This window comes from Curtobacterium sp. Leaf261, from assembly GCF_001422205.1.
Taxonomy (GTDB): Bacteria; Actinomycetota; Actinomycetes; order Actinomycetales; family Microbacteriaceae; genus Curtobacterium.
On the sequence record NZ_LMMJ01000014.1, the window covers coordinates 50,043 to 67,202 of the forward strand.

General features: G+C 65.3%; 10 protein-coding genes. 6 read left to right on the forward strand and 4 right to left on the reverse strand.

The features are described from left to right. Positions 1-30: 30 nt before the first annotated feature. Positions 31-441, reverse strand: a complete 411-nt coding sequence (locus ASF23_RS17345) for a hypothetical protein (protein WP_055956745.1) — start codon at positions 439-441, stop codon at positions 31-33. A gap of 1,106 nt (positions 442-1,547) precedes the next feature. On the opposite strand from ASF23_RS17345, the gene ASF23_RS17350 reads away from it, so the two are divergent. The 3 genes from ASF23_RS17350 (at position 1,548) to ASF23_RS19095 (ending at position 3,653) form a co-directional block, all read left to right on the forward strand. Beyond that, on the forward strand, positions 1,548-2,342 hold the full coding sequence (locus ASF23_RS17350) for a DNA-formamidopyrimidine glycosylase family protein (RefSeq protein ID WP_055956748.1): 795 nt from the start codon (positions 1,548-1,550) through the stop codon (positions 2,340-2,342). 29 nt (positions 2,343-2,371) lie between these two features. After that, positions 2,372-3,229, forward strand: coding sequence for a type IV secretory system conjugative DNA transfer family protein (locus ASF23_RS17355; protein WP_156364605.1), 858 nt, complete (start codon positions 2,372-2,374; stop codon positions 3,227-3,229). Between the two features lie 88 nt (positions 3,230-3,317). Beyond that, positions 3,318-3,653 carry a DUF4913 domain-containing protein gene (locus ASF23_RS19095; RefSeq protein ID WP_442855042.1) on the forward strand — a complete coding sequence of 112 codons (336 nt, stop codon included), beginning with the start codon at positions 3,318-3,320 and terminating at the stop codon, positions 3,651-3,653. 92 nt (positions 3,654-3,745) lie between these two features. On the opposite strand, the gene ASF23_RS17360 is transcribed toward ASF23_RS19095, so the two are convergent. Then, positions 3,746-6,865 carry a botulinum neurotoxin N-terminal receptor binding domain-containing protein gene (locus ASF23_RS17360; RefSeq protein ID WP_055956754.1) on the reverse strand — a complete coding sequence of 1,040 codons (3,120 nt, stop codon included), beginning with the start codon at positions 6,863-6,865 and terminating at the stop codon, positions 3,746-3,748. 745 nt (positions 6,866-7,610) lie between these two features. On the opposite strand from ASF23_RS17360, the gene ASF23_RS17365 reads away from it, so the two are divergent. The 3 genes from ASF23_RS17365 to ASF23_RS17370 all read left to right on the forward strand — a co-directional run bounded on the left by ASF23_RS17365 (position 7,611) and on the right by ASF23_RS17370 (position 16,330). Beyond that, positions 7,611-13,841: an RHS repeat-associated core domain-containing protein gene (locus tag ASF23_RS17365; protein ID WP_055956757.1), complete on the forward strand. Its 6,231-nt coding sequence runs from the start codon at positions 7,611-7,613 to the stop codon at positions 13,839-13,841. A gap of 1,212 nt (positions 13,842-15,053) precedes the next feature. After that, the gene (locus tag ASF23_RS18475) at positions 15,054-15,488 is read left to right on the forward strand and encodes a hypothetical protein (protein ID WP_156364606.1); all 435 of its coding nucleotides are present in this window, start codon (positions 15,054-15,056) and stop codon (positions 15,486-15,488) included. A gap of 428 nt (positions 15,489-15,916) precedes the next feature. Further along, positions 15,917-16,330 (forward strand): hypothetical protein, encoded by a 414-nt coding sequence (locus ASF23_RS17370; protein WP_055956760.1) that lies wholly within the window; start codon positions 15,917-15,919, stop codon positions 16,328-16,330. Positions 16,331-16,381: 51 nt separating this feature from the next. Here ASF23_RS17370 and ASF23_RS17375 read toward each other — a convergent pair whose 3' ends face one another. Next, positions 16,382-16,621, reverse strand: a complete 240-nt coding sequence (locus ASF23_RS17375; RefSeq protein WP_156364607.1) for a hypothetical protein — start codon at positions 16,619-16,621, stop codon at positions 16,382-16,384. 241 nt (positions 16,622-16,862) lie between these two features. After that, positions 16,863-17,147 carry a hypothetical protein gene (locus ASF23_RS17380; protein ID WP_055956766.1) on the reverse strand — a complete coding sequence of 95 codons (285 nt, stop codon included), beginning with the start codon at positions 17,145-17,147 and terminating at the stop codon, positions 16,863-16,865. Between the last annotated feature and the right edge of the window lie 13 nt (positions 17,148-17,160).

Below are 17,160 nucleotides of genomic sequence, written 5' to 3' on the forward strand. Positions count from 1 at the left end.
CCGGGCATCACGGAGCGGACCCGCCATCGGTCAGGCCCCGGCGCCGAGCTCCCAGCGCAGGGTCCCGACGTGCGCGTCGAGCGGCTCGACGAGCACGCGGGCGAGCGGGCCATCGGGATCGCCGTCGCCGAGCGTGGAGAACGTGAACAGGACCCAGGTGCGCTCTTCGGACGGCCCGGCGATCGTGTAGCTGACTCGACGAGCGCGCCGTGGTTGCAGGCCGCTCGCGGATCCGTCCGGGGCGTCCTCCTCGACGAGCTCCTCGCGGAGCGCGGGCTGACCGTCGACGTCGACGACACTCGCGAGGGCATCGCTCCGTGCCGCGAGCGCGTCGACGAGCTCGTCGTCTGGGACGTCCGTCGGCTGCGGGTCGCGCCACTCGGCCACCGTGTACGAGGCGGCGACGGCGACATCCCCCGTCCGGCTCGTCGGCAGGGACACCAGTCCCGCTCCCGCCTCCCGCGCCTGGTCGACGAGTTCCGTCAGGTGGCGCCTGACCTCCTCCCGGAACGGCGTCGCCCGGTCCGGGGCACCTCCGCCGCGCGAGCTCGCGGATGCGTCGGTCGACGTCCGGACGGCTCGCGGGGTCGAGGGGCAGCTGCTCCCACCCCGGGATGTCGACGATCGAGTACTCGGTCATGCCAGGACCTCCTGCGCTCTCGGGTCGGCCGGGTCGACGGAGACCGCGACGAGCAGCCGCACGAGCGCGGCCACGGCGTCGTCCGCGGTCGACGGGTCGGGGAGTGTCGACGACACGACGACATCGAGGTCGACGGTGTGCCGGACGATGTCGACGCGGAGGGCGAGTCTGCCCTCCGACGGCGCGGGTCACGAGCACTCCGCACTCCGCACTCCGCACTCCGCACCCCGTCGCCGAGGTCGTCCAGCAGGTACTTCGTCGTCCGACGACCGAGCGGCCCTGCCGCACCGAACTGCAGCAGGCCCGGCAGGTGGTCGCCGTCCGGATCCGCGGTCCGGAACACCCTGAGGGCTGCGCGCACAGCCGGCGCGAGGTGACGCCAGGTGTCGTCGTCCTCACGGCGCCATCCGGGGTCTACCAGGACGTCGACGGAGCCGACCGTCTTGCCGGCATGCGGCCGTGGGCCGGACGCGAGCCGTGCCTCCCGGCCGTCGCCCGGTTCCGTCGATGCGGACGGACCGAGTGCGACCGTCGTCGGGCGCCACACGCGAGCGGCCGGGAGGCCCGGTGCAGGCAGGAGCGCACCGCGCGTCTCCGGCCAGGTGCGGACCGGCACCGCGTGGCCGACGCCCGTCGTCGTCACCGTCGTCGCCGCCGCCGCCGTCGCCGTCGCCGTCACCGTCACGAGACGGTGACGGGCAGCCACTCCAGCCCGAGTTCGCGCGCCGCCTGGATGCGGTGGTTGCCGTCGTTGATGGTCCACGAGCCACCGTCCCTCGAGAGCCCGACCGCGAGCAGGGGCTGGCTGGTCTGTCCAGATCACGAACCCCCCGCGAGCGTCCGAGGTGTTGGAGCGTCCGTGACCGGACGGCTCGCGGCTGTCGGCGGTCGCGCGTACACCTGAGGGGTGCCCGAGGGAGACAGCGTGTACCGCCTCGCCGCGCGGTTGCGCCCGGCGCTCGACGGGCAGACGATCGTCGCCGGAGAACTCCGCGCCGGCGCCGCTGCCGGCACGAGCCTCGCCGACTGGCGCGTCCTCGGACACGACACGCACGGCAAGCACCTGCTGACGCGCTTCGACGGCGGATGGACCCTGCACACGCACCTCCGGATGCAGGGGTCCTGGACCGTCACCGCGCCGGGCCGGGTGGTCCCGCGATCGGTCGCTCCGACGGTGCGGGTCCGCATGCGCACCGCTTGGGAGCGGACGGCGTGGGGCATCGAGCTCCCGGTGGTGGACCTCGTGCGGACCGAAGACGAGCCAGCGGTGATCGGGCACCTCGGTCCCGATCCACTGCGGAGCGACTGGGATCCGGTGATCGCGGCCGAACGGCTGGCGCGTGACCCTGGTCGTCCCGTCATCGCGGCGCTCCTCGACCAGCGGAACCTCGCCGGGCTCGGGAACATGTGGGCGAACGAGCTGTGCTTCCTGCTCGGCTACGGACCCTGGCGGGCTGTCCGCGACACCGACACCGCCGCGCTCGTCCGGACAGCGCACCGCGGCCTCCGCGCGTCGGTCTCGATCCCCGGCATGTTCCAGACCACCACCGGGGTGACCCGTCGCGGCGAGCGGCACTGGGTCGTCGGTCGCGCGGGTCGTCCGTGCCTCCGCTGCGGCACGACGGTCCTGGTCCGCGCCGAGGTCGCGGACGACCCGGACCACCGCCGCACGTGGTGGTGCCCGCACTGCCAACCGTGCTGAACGCACCGAACGCTCAGGACGCGGACACGGTGGTCGGCATCCTGAACGCTAACGGAAAGAAGGGGCCGGCAACGGCACTCGTCGGCATGGAGAACTGGGCCGACAAGACCCGGCAGTCCGTCTACGCGACCGCGCAACGCATGGCCGGGGCCCTCGCCTACGACGAGCTCCTGGAATGGACCTCGGCGGAGGGCGTGCGCCGGTTCGACGTCGACGCGTTCGTGCAGTCCGAGGACCTGCTGATCCTGCTCTCCAAAGACGGCGTGGGATCGGCCGGCGCGATCCTGACCTCCCTCGTGCGAGCAATCTGCAAGACCGGGGAACGTCTCGCGCAGCGCTCCGGAGGACGCCTGCCCGTGCCGCTGGTGATCGAGCTCGATGAGTGCGCCAACATCGTCCGCTGGCCAGCGCTACCGTCCGTGTACTCGTTCTACGGTTCGCTCGGGATGCCGATCAACACGTACTTCCAATCGAAGGACCAGGCGGTGGAAGCGTTCGGGCAGAACGGGTGGGGCGCGATCTGGGGTGCCGCCGTCACCCGCGTATTCGGCGGCGGCGCGATGGACCCCGAGTTTCTCCGCGGGCTGTCGAACCTGATCGGTGAGCGTGAGGAGGTCACCTACGGCGGGTCAACGCAAGACAGTGGGGCATCGTCGACGTCGACGTCCACCCGCCGGGTGCCGGTCCTCTCCGTTGACGACCTCGCGAACCTGCCGTTATGGCGGGCCGTGATGTTCAACTCCAACACCCGCCCCGTGATCCTCGACTCGAGGCCCTGGTTCCGGGACAGAAGGCTCCGGGACCTCATCGATCGCGACGCCCCGCCCCCGTGCGAGCCACGGTCAACCAGTTCGGGCTCCGGGCAGGCGGTGACCCGTGGCCGGTGAGACCGGAAGTGTGCATCCCCCAGATGGCACGGGGGATGCAGTAGATCCTGAGTATGGGGATGAGGTCCGGGATGCCTTTCTGGCGTGGGTGGTCGAGCACTTCACGGGGATCGAACACGTGCACACCGACAAACGGGCACCGTGGTGTGCGGAGTGGTGGCGGCATCCCGAAGTCGTCGCGCGACTGTGGGCACTGTGGCAGGCACGTCTGCAGGCCGATGAAGACTCCAGCGTCCGCCTCGACGCGGTCTCCGACTGGTGGTTGACGCACTGGGACCGCCACGCAGCAATCCTCCTCGATCCCCGTACCGGCCCGTTCCGGAAGTGCGACCGCACCCTCGGCCATCTCCACGAGACCCATGGCGCCGCAACACCCGGTATAGACATCCAGTGGCCACCGTCTGACTGGCGAGTTGCGTCGTGAGCGGCGACGGATCTCGCTAGTGCGAGGACCTCATGCGGAGGGTGTACAGGTAGCGCCCCTGGTGCTGCTTGCGCTACGCGCCCGGGGCGACTTCAGAACCCTCCTCCGGAGAATGATCCGCCCTTTCGCACGTTGATCAGCTGGTTCGAGGATGGGATTCCCTGGACCACGGTGGGGTCGAGAACGTCCCCGGCGAAGAGGTCACCCATCGCGTTGTTAGACAGCGCTGAGCCGACCCAGAGGTTTCCTGTTGCGGAGGTCTCGTTCGCTGGTGCGGCGTATGGAGCGATTTGTGAATCAGCCGCGACGGTCGTTGATCCGTCGAGGAGGAGTCGCATCTGCTGGTTGGAGGCGTCGTATTCGGCGGTGATGAAACGCCAGTTTGCGTCCGGGGAACTCGACAAGGAGATCGGGGCGCTGACGGCGCAGTTCGCCGCATGTGGTTGTTGGGACTGCATGCAGAACTGGAACTGGCCGTTGTCGATCTTGACCCAGAACGCGGACGTAGTCGGGCTGTTGATCGACAGGAACGTGTACGCGTTGTGGCGCTTGTCGATTTCGGTCGGTCGGACCCATGCCGAGATCGCGAAGCTCTTCGACGTGTCGATGACCTGATGCGTCGTGTTCACTGTTGTTTGTTTCGCGAAGTAGCCGAGTCGGAACTCGACGTGTTGGTTCTCGCACGTGCTGCTATGTGAGTCGAAGTGGTCATTGTTCCCGGTGGTGCAGCGATAGACCGCGATGGGTGTGAGTGGCGCGGGGACGTCCGATGCCGTGTTCCAGATGTACCCCAGTGGTGTCCCGGTCACGCCGCTGCTCTCGCAGGTCGAATGGAAGCTGGTCATGTCGCCAGAGCTGAGAGCGCACGAGTAGAGCAGCTGCGTGTTCGTTGGCTGCGGTCCTCCGACTGATGCGAGATCGCCGAGGTTCGTCTCGTAGTTGAAGCCTGCTGCTGCGCCACCGTTGATGGCTGCGGAGTGCGTGCTCCCGCTGTACCGATTGATCGAGGTCAGTCCAGGGAACGTCAGTGCGTTGCCCGTCGGACCGTTGAAGGTCCCGGCAGGTGGAGAAGCGCTGGTGTTTGAGCCCACGGAGAGCGGAGTCCCAGAGGTAATCGTCGATCCGCTGGCCGTGTTGCTGTCGGAGATCGACGTGGGGTTGCTGGTGCCCGAGTCCAGGAGCCACCCGTGGCCCGTGTCGAAGCTGACACCGGCGTCGTCGGCAACGCCGGTGAACTTGAGTCCGGAGGACGAGGAGCGCCCGGCTGTGTTCAGGGAGACGTTGCCCGCTTTGTCGTAGGTGGCAACCCACAAGGTTGCGACCGTGTCGATCGGTGCAGCGGAGATGGTTGTCGAGGTCGTCCCTGACGCACACACGGTCGTGACGTTGCCGACGCGGAACGCGCAGTCCCCATTCGTCGCCGGGGTGATCGTGACAGGCGGAGTCGGCGATGGAGCGTCCGGAGACTGCGTCGTTGGAACCCACCAGTAGGCGATGCTCCGGATTGCATCCGCGGCGGCGTAACCGACCGTGACCGACGTCGGCTTCCCGACCGTCCAGGACGTTGACACCGTCGTCACCGCCGGCAGCTGCGGACCGACGTTCTTGACGACGAAGTAGCACCACGACGACCATCCGCCGTAATCGCCCCCGTCCGTGGTGATCGCTTCCCACGCATACTCGGAAGCGGTGTCGCTGTTGAAGGTGCGAATAGGGATCTGGGTGCTCTGATCACCCTGCGCTCCGCGCTCGGAGTTCCAGCTGGTGCTGGTGCTGCTGATGTGGCCTGATCCGTCCACTGCGGCGACGGAGAACTGCGTCTGCACGTTCTGGGCATCCGGGTCCGTAGCGTGGACCTGGAGAGTGAGCGCCTGTGCGCGGTTGTTGACGTAGGTCGGCGCGGACGCCGAAGTGGAGCACCCCCGTTGCGGTGACGTCATCACGGGTGCGGTGGGGGTGTTCGGACGGCTGTTGTACGTGACGATCAGGCTGGCACCGTTGTTGAAGTGCTTGCGGGAGATGTTGTTCTCATCACCCGAGCGAAGACCGATCTGGAACCGGTTCCCGCCGCTCCCGGCAATGTCGACAAGCCCGCGGGTCACGTCCCATCCGACTGCAGTGGCGGAGATTACGCATCCGCCGGTGGACGCGAAGTTCTGGGTGTCGAGCCGGTAGGTCCACTGGTTCGGGTCGGTGTTCCAGGTGAAACCAGGGTTCGCCGGCCCGTATCGCCATGCCTCGACAGCGACCGGACTGCAGCTGTACGTCGCGGTCGCGGAGAACTGGGCGCTGACGATGTGCTTGCCGACCAGCGATCCAGTTCCGAATTCCCAGAAGGCACGAGACATGTACGTCGTGCCGTCCTGCTGCGCGTATCCGACGCTCTGGAAGCCAGCGGGGGAGCCGTTGAGGTACGACTGGTTCGGGTAAGCGCGGTCGGTGAACCAGAAGTTCTGCTGGCCTGCCGACCAGTCCGGGTCGACATACAGCGGGTACTGCACGTCGCCGTCAGCGACCTTGGCGACGTCGAGGGTGACCGTGGACGCTGTGGACGAATGGGGGAGTGGTGTCGGAGCGGCGACACCACCGGGACCGTCCGCGGAGCCGTTGTCAGAGGAGTCCCACCACGTCGGCTTGGACGAGGTGACCGTTGATCCGTCCGACGCGCGGGCGGTCGAAGTGGTGTCGGACTCCGTGACCGTCGCACCACTCAACTTCAGCTCCACCGCTTCGACATCGGGGTTCGCTGCCGCCCCGGCAGTCTTGACGACCAGGACCTCCGACATGCCCGTCGCGGTCGCGTTCAGCTGCAGGTCCACATCAGGCAGGACGTCCGGGTAGGTCGCGGTCGACCCATCGACAGACGGTGCCGGAAGGTTGCCGCCATCGGGCCATGCCTCGGAGATCCACTTCCCGGTGTCTGTCTGCACCTGCGCGAGCACGTCGGAACCGCCGCGGGAGAACCGCACGGGAACGACCGTTGCCGCAGGTTCCAGCCACGACGCCGACGCCGGGTCGAGGGTCGTGTCGACAGGGATCCAGTCGTTCCCGTCCTGCACGCGGACCGGAACGGTGTCTTCCTGCAGCTTCGTCGATCCGTCCGGCTGGACGCTCACCAGGGCTGTCGGCGTTGTTTCGGACTCGACCGTGACGGGGTGCCCGTACTGCTTCGCGATCGCGTACGCCGCCACCTCATCGGTCGCCGAGGACACATCGGCGCCGGCAGGGGGTGCTGCAGGGGAGACCGTCGCAGGGGCCGCTGTCGGGGTCGCAGCTGGGGCCGGCTCTGGAGACTGATTCGTGGTCGGCTCGTCTGTCCCTCCAGACTCCGCAGACCCCGTCGCCGTGTCGCTTGGACTCGAGACGGTTGCCGCTTCCGAGGCAGACGCCTGTGCCAGCGGCGCTGCAAGCAGCGCAAGGACGGTCAGTGCGGTGATTGTGAGTGCGGAGCGTCGTGGCACTGAGATTCCCCCTGGGAGCGACGCAGCGAAGCAGCATCTGTAAGAGAGTGCTGGGAGCTGTGATCACCCTCACCGCTGCGAGGCCACCGTATCCGTCATCGAGCAGCGCGCAGGAACCCCCCGAATGGGTCACGTGACTGCCTCGAAAGCCCACCTCAGCGGTGGTGCCGCGCCCGAATTCCGCGGAATATATGACCTGTCCGGGGCCTGGAGGCGTGATGGTCTCGTGAATACCTCTCAATGAGAATACGCTCAGTTTCGCGTATGGAAAGCCCGGTTTTCCGGGAAATCGGACTGTTTGCCCCCCATTCAGGGGGGCAATGCGCATGTGTGGCCTGTGGATACGATCAGCGCGCAGTGTGAGGAACATCGCATTGACGGAACACATAGGGGACGCAATGCGCGCTTGTTGCACGCTGCTTGAGAACACCGGCCGGACCACCGAGACGGTGGTCTCGCGATGAGTCTGGGACGGCACCGTCGCGGTTCGAGCGTGATGACCATCCTCGCGCGCCGACTGCCCGTCGCCGGGCTCGGCATCGCGGCCCTGGTCGCCTCGCTGCTCACCGTGACCCCGGCAACCGCGGCGCCGATTCCGCTGCTCGCGTCGCTCGGCAAGCCCGTCCCCGGTCACAGCGCCCCGCGGACGCCCGCGACGGCAGCCCCGAGGTCATCGACCTCAACTGCCGTTCCCGCCGCGGCAGTCCTGACACCCGGCAAGTACGACCTCCACCTGCCGGTCGGGCACCAGCACGGCACCACGACTCGGAACACGGCGGGTGTGCGAGTTGCGACCGCGACCGGCTCGTGGGAGGCGGTTGGGTCCACTGGCATCACCGCAGCTCCCGCATCATCAGCTGCCGATGCGTCCCTCAAGCCCGTGACCGGCGTCTCGTTCGAGCTCGTCGACAATGCAACGGCGCGGAAGCATCACCTTTCCGGCCTGGTGCTCAAGATCGCCCGAACCGACGGTGGCACAACGGCTGCGCCCGTCGCCGTCCGCGTTCCGAAGAAGCTCCTGACGAGCCTCTACGGAGCGGACTTCGCGGACCGGGTGCAGTGGGTTCAGGTTCCCGCCGACTCCACCGCGAAAACACCGAGATCAACTCCGGTCGCAGCGGACCAGAGCGCGGCCAGCAGCACCGTGATGATGACACCGAAGGTCAGCTCGAAGGCGGTCATGGTCGCCGCAGCGAGCTCAGCGGTGTCAAGCTCGGGCACCGGGTCCTTCGCCGCGACGTCGTTGAAGCCGGCGACATCATGGGATGTGTCGGCGCAGACCGGGGACTTCTCCTGGCAGTACCCGATGACCGCGCCACCGTCGGCCGCAGGCCCGGCCCCCGATCTGTCGTTCCAGTACGACTCGCAGTCCGTTGACGGCGAGACCGGGTCCACGAACAACCAGCCCTCAGCCATCGGTGAGGGCTGGGCGATGAGCGGTGCCGGCTTCATCGAGCGGCAGTACGTCTCGTGCTCCCAGGACGATGGCTCGTCGGGCGCTGTCACCTCGTCCGGCGACCTGTGCTGGAAGACCGACAACGCGGTCCTTTCCCTCGGCGGCCACAGCGCCCCGCTCGTCCGTGACGCGACGACCGGCGCGTGGAAGATGGCTTCCGACGACGGCTCCCGCATCGACCACCTCACCGGCACCAGCCAGGGCTGCGCCGCGAACGGCACCTATGACACCGACTGCTGGCGTGTCACCACCACCGACGGCACCCAGTATCACTTCGGCCTGAACCAGCTCCCCGGCTACAGCTCCGGCAACGCCACCACGAACTCCACGTGGACCGTTCCAGTGTTCGGCAACGACGCCGGTGAGCCCTGCCACGCCAGCACGTTCGCGGCATCCTCTTGCGCGCAGGCGTGGCGGTGGAACCTCGACTACGTCGTCGACGTCCACAACAACGCGGAAGCGTTCTACTACAACGCCGAGACGAACAGCTACGCCAAGAACGGCGGCGCTGCGACCGCCTACATCCGCGGCGGTCAGCTGAACCGCATCGAGTACGGCCTCACCGCATCGACCATCTACACGGCCAACGCCGCCTCCGACAAGGTCACCTTCGGGTACAACGCCTACGGACGATGCAGCGACAGCAGCCACTCCTCGTGCACGGCCGAGAACATCACCAACGCCGCCACCAAGCCGGCAACCCCGTCCGCATACCCGGACGTGCCGTTCGATCAGCTGTGCACCACAAGCTGCAGCACCAACCTCGTGCCGACGTTCTGGACCGACGGGATGCTCGACACCGTCACCACCGCCGCACGCACCGCCTCAACCACCTACTCCACCGTCGATACCTGGACCCTCGGCCACTCGTTCCCCGCCCCCGGCGACGGCACGAACGCAGCCCTCTGGCTCACCCAGATCCAACACACCGGCACCAGCGGCAGCACGACCCTCACTGAGCCCGCCACCACCTTCACCGGGACGACGATGCAGAACCGGGTGTGGGCGGTCGACGGGCTTGCACCGTTGGACAAGTGGCGCATCGCGTCGATCACCGGTGCCACCGGTGCGGTCACGTCGGTGAACTACACCGGGCAGGACTGCCAGCCGTCGGAAGCGAAGACGATCGAGGCGAACGCCGCCACGAACACCCGCCGCTGCTACCCCGAATGGTGGGTTCCAGCCGTCACCCCCGCGCAGCCGGCGCAGATAGACCTGTTCCACAAGTACATGGTCACCAGCGTCGTCTCCGACCCCAAGACCGGCGGCGGCGCCGACCGGCCGCAGGTGTCGAACTACGTCTACACGGGCACCGCAGCGTGGAGGTACAACACCTCCCTGTTCACGCCCGCGAACCACCGCACCTGGGACCAGTTCGCCGGCTACAACACGGTCGAGGTGCGGGTCGGTGACCCCGCAACCCCGAGCACGCAGCAAACCACCGCGTACACCTTCTACCAGGGCCTCGACGGAGATCGAGCGAGCACGACCGGGGGGACGAAGTCCGTGTCCGTCACCGGTGCTCCCGGTGTCGCGGACTCACCGTGGTTCGCTGGGCAGGTCCGGGAGACAAAGACGCTGAACGGTGTCGGCGGCGCAGTCATCGGCGACACCGTCACCACCCCGTGGGTGTCCGCTGTCGAAGCGAACGACGGAACCAACACCGCCCGCATGGTCGGCGAAGGAACCACCACCGAGGTCGAGCCCACCGCCGCCGGCGGGAACCGCGCCGTCACCACCACCACCACCCACGGCGACTACGGCAACCCCACCTCGGTGAACACGACCACCTCCGACGCCGGGAGCAGCTGCACCACAACCACGTACGCACCGGCCAACACCACAGTCTGGTTGACGGCGGTGGTCCAAGAGGAGCGCACAGTCGGTGTCGCATGTGGGCAGAACCCGTCACTGCCGAACGACGCAGTCTCCGACACCCGGACCGCCTACGACGGCACCGCGGTCGGATCGGTTCCCTCGAGGGGTGATGCGACCTCCGCCGAGGCCGTGGACTCCTACAGCGGGTCCACGCCGCACTGGTCGACCACGTCCCAGGTCGCCTACGACACCCTCGGTCGGCCGACATCGACCAAGGATGCACTGAACCGCACCAGCACCACGGTGTACACACCTGCCACGAGCGGCCCCACGACGAAGACGGTGACCACCAACCCGTCGCCGTTCAACTGGTCGACGACGACGACGTTTGACCCGACCCGCGGATCGGTGCTGTCACAGACGACGGCCGATGGTGGCATCACGAGTGCCGCCTATGACGCGCTCGGGCGGCGTGTGAGCGTCTGGCAGCCGGAACGCCCACAGTCAGCGAACGCCACCTCACCGTCGATTGCTTACGCCTACGTTGAGAGCAAGACAGCGCCGCTGTCGGTCGCGACGACGACCGTCATGGCGCACGAGCTGATGACGACGTACGCCCTGTACGACGGCCTCGGCCGCCCCGTGCAGACGCAGCGGCAGTCCGGCAGCGGCGGCACCGTCGTCACGGACACGCAGTACGACTCCGTTGGCAACGCCGTCCTGACGAACAACGACTACTGGACGAACTCGGTCAGCCCCTCCGCGACACTGTTCGTGCCCGAGAATCAGCAGCAGATCGCCTCAAGCATCGCATCGGTATTTGACGGCGCTGGACGACAGACAGCATCCATCACGAACTCGTTCGGCAAGGAGCGGTTCCGCACCACGACGAGCTTCAAGGGTGCCGACGAGGTCGACACCACACCCCCGTCCGGCGGCACCGCGTCCGCGACGATCTCGAACACGCTGGGGCAGAAGACCAAGCTCGTGCAGTACCTCGGGTCGACGCCGTCGGCGGGCACCGCACAGCAGGCCACCACGTACGGGTACGACGCCGCCGGGAACATGACCAGCATGGCCGACCCGGCCGGGAACACCTGGACCTGGCGGTACGACCTCAACGGCAACAAGGTCCAGGCCGTCGACCCCGACACCGGCACCTCGAGCTTCTCCTACGACGCCGTCGGGAACCTGCTGTCGTCAACAGACGGTCGCGGGCAGACGCTCTCCTACGCATACGACGCCCTGGACCGGAAGACGGCCGAATACTCGGGCACCACGTCTGGGAGCCTGTTGGACTCCTGGACCTGGGACACCCTGAAGAAGGGACTCCTCACCTCCTCCAGCAGCTACACCGGGTCCACTCCCGGCACTCCGGGGGCGGCGTACACCAGCGCTGTCACCGGCTACGACGGCGGGAACCAGCCGACCGGCACCACGATCAGCATCCCCTCCTCCGCACCCGCGTTCGGTGGGACGACCTACACGACGTCAGCGACCTACAACCAGGACGAAACCCTCAACAACCAGAGCCTCCCGGCGATCGGCGGACTCGCAGCCGAAAAGACGACGTACAGCTGGGATGGGCTCGGTCAGCTCGGTTCCATCGGCGGAACGGCAAGCTACGCATCCGTGGTGTACACCGCGATCGGCCAGGTCGCGCAGATCAACCGCCAAGGCAACCTGACGAACTACTCCACCTACGGATACGACCCCGCAACCGGCGCCATCAGCGACATCATGGATTCCACCAGCTCTTCCGCGACGACCCAAGCGGACCGGAGCTACACCCGGAACGACGCCGGCGCCATCACCTCGGTGAAGGTCACGGGCGCAGCCGGCGCCGAGACGCAGTGCTACGGGTACGACGGGCTCCAAGAACTCACGGAAGCGTGGACGCCGTCCTCAGGAACCTGTTCTGACGCACGCAGCAGCTCGACACTTGGCGGACCGTCCCCGTACTGGAACAGCTACACCTACGACACCGCGACCGGAAACCGTCTCACAACCACCAAACACGCGGTCGGCACGGGCACCGACGAGGTCGACACCTACCAATACCGTGCCGCAGGCGCGGTCAATCCTCACGGGGTGCAGGCAGTCACCAAAGCCACCGGCGCTTCCTCGGTGACCGACGCGTACGGGTATGACGCTGTCGGTGACACCACCGCACGTCCGAACCAGGCATTGTCGTACGACGCCGAAGGCAAGCTCTCCACGGTGTCGGTGAACGGCAAAACGCAGTCGAACATCTACGACGCCGATGGCAACCTGCTCCTCCAGAGCGACCCGACGTCCGGTTCGACGCTGTACCTCGGCATGACCGAGGTGCACCAGAACGCCGGCAGCACCGCCACCACCGCCACACGCACGTACTCCATCAACGGAACCCCCGTCGATGAGCGCACCACCACCAGCGGCACGAACAAGGTGTTCTCAATCGACACGGATATCGACGGCACCTCCGACCTGGAGGTGGGAGCCTCCGACAAGTCGATCACGAGGCGTTGGGTCGACCCGTTCGGCAACCAACGCGGCGGCTCCAACACCTGGAGCTCAACGCACGGGTTCCTGAACCAGACCGCGTCGTCGTTCTCGAACCTCACACAGCTCGGAGCTCGGGCGTACGACGCGACGCTTGGGCGGTTCCTGTCGGTGGATCCCGTGTTCTCAACCGATAACCCGCAGCAAGACAACGGATACTCCTACAGCGCAAACAGCCCCATAACCTTCGCCGATCCATCCGGGGCCTGCTACGTCGGCTCGTCAGACTCGTTCAACTTCAACACGAACTGCTCCACCGGCAAAGGCAAAGCCGTATCTCACGGCAGTAGCGCGGCGCCCGGCCCAGGAAGACCGTACAAAGCACCAAAACCGTACATGGGTTCGACGAAAACTAAGCACGCAACCTCCAATTCTAGCGGCACTAAAGTAACGCCCCGTTGCACGTACGATGGCGGCGTCTCTTGCGGAGCAGCCTCAGCCCCGCCCGAAGCGAAGCCAACAAAAAATGACTCCGTATTGGCCCTCCTTCAGATTGAGTCGTACAACAACCTCCCGGGTTGGTATAAGCCATACGCCAGGTGGTACGGAGATCACGAAGGAGCCATTGCCGCGTCCGCGGGCGTACTTGGTCTGGCGGGAGGTACGAACAAAGGCTCGAACAGCTTCGGTTCGAAGGACTCTCTCGACTACCACTTCGGCAAACACCGGGACGAATTTGACTATCCAACCAAGTCTTCATACGCTAAGGGCGCGCAAGACTTCATCTTGCGCGGTGTTGAGGAGCATGCGCCTACAAAGGTGGACGACCAGGGTGTGATTAGAATTTGGGATCCAGAAACTGGAGAATTTGGCGCCTTTAATCCGGATGGTACAACGCGGACATACTTCAAGCCGGGCAAACCTGGAAAATACTGGGCAAAGCAACCGGGGGAGGTCATCTCATGGTAAATAATATTCTGTGCCCGGTCTGTGGGTACCCTGGACTCTCCGAGGAGCCTCGAGGCGGCAACGGAGGTGGATCATATGAGATATGTCCATGTTGTGGATTCGAATTCGGCGTTACTGACGATGATCAAGGATTTACCTACGAAGAGTGGCGCCATCAGTGGGTCATGGGCGGCATGCTCTGGTGGGCGGCTAACACTAAGCCGCCACTGGGGTGGAACCCAGCTGTGCAGGTACAAGGAGTATCCCGTGGCTGAGAGTCGCACGATAGGTGTCGAGGCGACGGCTCAGGAGCGGACAGTCCGGATGCTTCCAAAGTTGAGTGCCTGGAACCGTGGGGCTATCCTCGGCGGATCTACTTTTGGATAGGCATCCAGACGATGATGACCGGATTACATTCCGGCGCTCTAGTCATCATTAAGGCTCAGCCGGCTTGCGCCATCACAGTTTCTCGCTATGACCAAGTACGGGTACGACGCTGTCAGTAACTCCATTACTCGCCCGTCCGGGAGCCTGTTGGACTCCTGGACCTAAGTTCGATGTGCCCACTAGCACCCGGCTCGTGCAAGGCGGGGAATCTGACACCAGGTTCATTGTAGGCACTCACGCTCCTAACGAAATTATTGGGAAACGTCCTACCTAATGCCCCCAGCGCTGTGTATCGAAGTGATGTGCGCTCGATGACATATTCCGAGGACACGTATGAGTGGGCGGAGAGATTCGTCAAAAACCTACCCGAATTAGTTGAAGTAAGCATCATCAAGGGCCCAGCCTATTCGAACCGCATGGCCATGGTGTCATTGGTTGGTAGTACGCACTTTTGCGAACTTTCCGTATGGGACTCAGGGGACGCAGAGTACTATCTTGGCCCAAGGAGCGATATTAATACGGAGTATCGAAGCCTAGAGAATCACAACGACCTGAGGCAACTATTTCAGGAATTCGAGAGCTTCGCCTTAGGGAAATTAAACTAGAAGGCTGTAGCTTGGCGCTTAGCGTTCTCATCACGCGGGAACCGTTGGCGTCCCGGGCGAAGCTTCGTACCTACCTTTGTCTACGCTTGGTTTCGGAGGCTGTTCACCTGACGATCCATGTGTGTCACAATCGTTCATCATGACCATGAACGACTCTTCATTTGAGGACTTGCCAGTCAAGGGTTATGGAGGTGTCGACGGAGGGCTTAGCGACGGGTAACAGTTTTCACGGGATGAATATATGAAAAGCGCAATCAAAATATCTGTGGTGGTAATTGGCGCGGTGCTAGCAGCCATGTTATTCTCAGCCTGTTCGTCAAACTCTTCGCCTGAAACACCCAATATCGAGACCCGATTAAATGCGGGTGAGACAGACAAATTCGCCATCAAGACGTGCGCGTTGTGGAAAAAATATAGCCAGTCAACGAACGGCCTAAAGATGGAGCCGGGCGTTTCGGTAACAATGAAGCAGGTAAAGTCACTCGCGGAAGCTGAGGGTAAATTCGGGGCAAAAGTCGAAGACGATCCGAACTTCACTGCACGCTCTGCGAACGAACGAGTCGCTCTATGCAAGCTCGTAGGGGACGTGAGCAAAATCGGCGCCCCCGGGGAAAAATATGTTGTCGTCTATGTCAAGAAGGAAGGCTTCTTGTCGGGTTTCGTTTACTCGAAGTAGTACTTCCCAGCCCCAACAATAGTCGGGCGGCGGCGCGTAACAGACGTTCCGGTAGCCGATCGTCTACCAGACAGGCCCGCATGCCGCGACGCACCTACTTTCAAGTCGCCAACTCAGCTGTCTCTGGTCTCTCGATGCGCCAGAGCGTCGCCGGCGGCTCGTCGAATCACCCGTCGCTTGTGCGTCGTCAGGCCTCGAAAATCGTTGGGACGGCGCGAGCGCGATGGCTCGATACCGATACTCGGAATCGTTTCCGTAATGGCACCCCGCAGGCACAGTGATGCGAATATGCCCACAAGCAGGGAATCAAACTGTGGGGCTCCAGTCAATCGCGTGACGTGCCCGCCAAAGGATCCCCTGTCGGCCACCACGAACAGCTGCTGACGGGCACATCATGGTCCCGGCTCATTTCTGTTCAGAATGCGGCTATGAGCCCAGCTCGAACCGCCTGCCTGATCGGCGGGATCCTCCTTGCCGTCGGCGGGCTCCTGTGCGGGGGTGCGGTCCTCGCCCAGGTCACGTCCGAACCGGACGTCGGCGCGAACATTCGTGCTGCCGCCCTGCTGTTCTTTCGGCAGCCACTTGCTTACCTCCGCGCGGTACTCCTCTTCGTCAGCTTGACTCTCTACGGCCGGTCCGTCCCACCGGCGCAACGGGGATACTCGATGCTTCAGAATGAGATCGTCTTCGCCGCGATCCGCACCATAACCACGTGGCGCCGCCTGGACGATCGCCGTGAAAACCGGCTTGATTACAGAGTGACCGACCTCCGCGAACTTGAGGGACAGGCCAAAGTTTTCGTGCAGCAGCGTGACACCCCCGGCCGGCCTTCCTCGCGATGATGGTACGCGAACCATCAGACGATCCAGTAAGCGCCGATAATATAAAGTATGTCAGTCTGAGTCTTTGCCGTGCCCCGCAGGCTCACGTAACAGGGTAAGGACCGCGTCTGCTGCCGGGCCCATCCCCTGGTCGCCGCTGATGCGGAACGCCTCAACGATGACCTCCGCGAGGATCTCGCGGTCCGGGAGGACGACCGGCACGGTCGGTGCAGTGACGGATGCGAGCCAACGGTCGAACTCGGCCTGGTGCTCAGCGGTGCTGGCGACGAACGCGTTGCGGAGCTGTCGCACGTACGCCTCCCGCACCTGCGGCCCCGGCCGGAAGCTCTGGACGCTTCCCTGCGCGCACGACCGGGCTCGAGAACTGCCGGCGGGCACAGAGAAGCCCCCGGGCGGTTCGGGGGAGAACCAGCGCCGGGGGCTGTCGTCGTCAACCGAGGAGGGGCCTCGATCGACGGTCCCCGTCGACTTGGGGGGAAGCCGACTCCATCACGGTACGCCTGGGGTCTGACGTCGCCGGCACGAGTCCGGCTCAGGCCGCGTCGATCGCTGCCGGCGTCGCCCGGTGCCGGACGGCCGCTCGCCACACCCACGCCTGGAACGCGCGACCGTCGTCGAGCCAGCGGACGCACACGGCGTCCGGTGTCGAGGACACCGCCACGGCGTCGACGCGGGACTGAGTGCCGTCGAGCGCCTGCACCCATGCGCGCACCGGACGGAGGCCGCTGCCCTCGATCGGGGCTCCAATCGCCTCGGGCGAGAGCGAGTACCGCGCCTCCTCGGGCGCGGTGTACCGATCCCGTCGACGGCCTCCCACGCCTCGCAGCGTA

Coding starts and splice junctions, on each gene's coding strand:
- ASF23_RS18475 (WP_156364606.1), top strand. CDS start 15,054: ATGAAAAGCGCAATCAAAATATCTGTGGTGGTAATTGGCGCGGTGCTA.
- ASF23_RS17365 (WP_055956757.1), top strand. CDS start 7,611: ATGACCATCCTCGCGCGCCGACTGCCCGTCGCCGGGCTCGGCATCGCG.
- ASF23_RS17370 (WP_055956760.1), top strand. CDS start 15,917: ATGAGCCCAGCTCGAACCGCCTGCCTGATCGGCGGGATCCTCCTTGCC.